This is a genomic window from Sphingopyxis sp. RIFCSPHIGHO2_12_FULL_65_19, from assembly GCF_001830555.1.
GTDB lineage: Bacteria > Pseudomonadota > Alphaproteobacteria > Sphingomonadales > Sphingomonadaceae > Sphingopyxis.
This window is the reverse complement of sequence record NZ_MIAM01000053.1, coordinates 49601-51407: the sequence shown is the minus strand read 5'-3', so window position 1 is coordinate 51407 and position 1807 is coordinate 49601. Positions and strand designations below refer to the sequence as shown.

The following is a 1807-nucleotide window of genomic DNA, read 5'->3' as shown; positions in this document are numbered from 1 at the left end:
CCTGATAGCCGTCTTCTTTCAGCTTGAAATAGTCGACCGCGACCATGGGACGGATGGTGAGGCCGCCCGCACGGGCATCATAGGCGAGCGAGCCAGAGGCCGACCACAACGTGCCGTCCCATTTGCCCTTCATCGTTTCTTCAATGTCGTCCGCCCCGGCTTCGGCACGGAAGATGCGCGTGCCCTTCATGCTGATCGGCGCGCCCGAAACCCGGGCATTCGCCATGAAGCCGTCCGAGCGCAGGCGCCAGTGCAATGCCCCTTCAAATTGGCTGGTGCTGACCTCGTTGGCATTGCTGCCGTTGCCGTCCTTGCCGCTGAGATAGGCGATGGAGCCGCCGAAGTTGCCGATATCGCTCTTGATTTCGGCGCCGCCGGAAATGCCCCAGCCGCTGACGTCGTAGCTGGCGGTATCGCCGACGCTCTTTGACGTTCCCCACACGGCCTGGTTCACCCAATAGCCCCATTTTCCTTCGTCCTGGAACGGTGCGTTGGGGTCCTGAAGGTAACGCGACAGCGCCCGCGAACCCGATGTGACGGTTTCAAACACGCCGCCTTCATGTTCGGGCAGCATCTGGCCGAGCTGGTTCCGGAATTGCGCGCCATCGGTAATGCCGAGGAACACATCCTCGATCTTTTCGTCGGCAATCACCGCGTCGAGCACGGCATCGAATGCGCCCGATTCCGAACGGTTGAGTCCGAGTTCGGTCGTCGATTTGCGCGACACGTCGACGATCAGCTGGGTGGCGTTCGAGGTCAGCGTGCCCTTGTAGAGGAAGGGCAGCAACGTCTGCGACGCGGTCAGGTTGCTGGCGCCGGTCAGCGTGCCCGCAGTCAGCACGACATGCTGGCCCTCCGCCTCTTCAATGCTCGACAGTTTCAGTGCGAGTTTCGATTCGGCGCCAAAGCTGGCGTTGCCGGTGACCTGGAGGTTGGTTCCCGTGTTGCCGGTATCGAGCATCACGCCAAGGATGCCCTTGTCGGTGATCGCGAGCGACGAGATCGTCGCGGCACCGCCGACATCGAACGCACCACCCGCGACCGAAACCGCCAGGCCCTGCGAATTGGCAAGGGTGCCCGAAAAAACCGACGTGCCGCCGATGGTCAGCGTATCGGTGCCGCCGCCGAAATCGGCAAGGCCGGTGAATTTCGACGTCCCCGCCAGCGTCATCGCGTCATTGCCGGCGCCGAAACGGGCATTGCCGGTATAGGCTGCATCGCCCGATAGCGACAGGCGATTGTCGCCGGCGCCGAAGAAGCTGTTGCCCTTCACCGTGCCGTCGGCAATGTCGAACAGATCGTTTCCGCTGCCGAAGCGGACATCGCCGACGATGCTGGGCGCGGCGATGCCTGTCGCCACCGCGGTCTGCTTGACCGCAGCACCATTATTGTTCGCCGACAGGTCGATCGCGATATTGCGATCCGAGGTCGCGAGGGCGCCGGTGGCGCTGATCGTGCCGCTGTTTTCGACCGTTCCCACCATGCCCGACAGGTCCACGATGGCGCGCGCGGTGCCATTGTCGCCGCCGGTCTTGGCGCTGATCGTGCCGCTGTTGCGGATCAACGGAACATTGCCGCCAGCCTCGACAAGCACCGCGGTCGCGATCGAATTGGCTGCGTTGCCCGCGGTCGTTGCGTCGATCTTGCCCGCATTGCGAAGTTCGGGGGTGGTCGCCCCGCTGCCGATACGGATCGCCGTGGCGGCCGTATCCTTTGACAGCGCAAGGACGCTGCCCGTCGCGCCGATGCCGATACCGCCCGCAATATTGACCGTGCCGCCGAGGCCGCCGATCTGCATGCCGTTGCC

The 1807-nt window shown here is 63.9% G+C and carries 1 pseudogene; it reads right to left on the bottom strand.

Annotated features, from left to right (window positions below):
- A pseudogene (locus tag A3E77_RS15155) lies at positions 1-1807 on the bottom strand (autotransporter domain-containing protein); the annotation flags it as partial.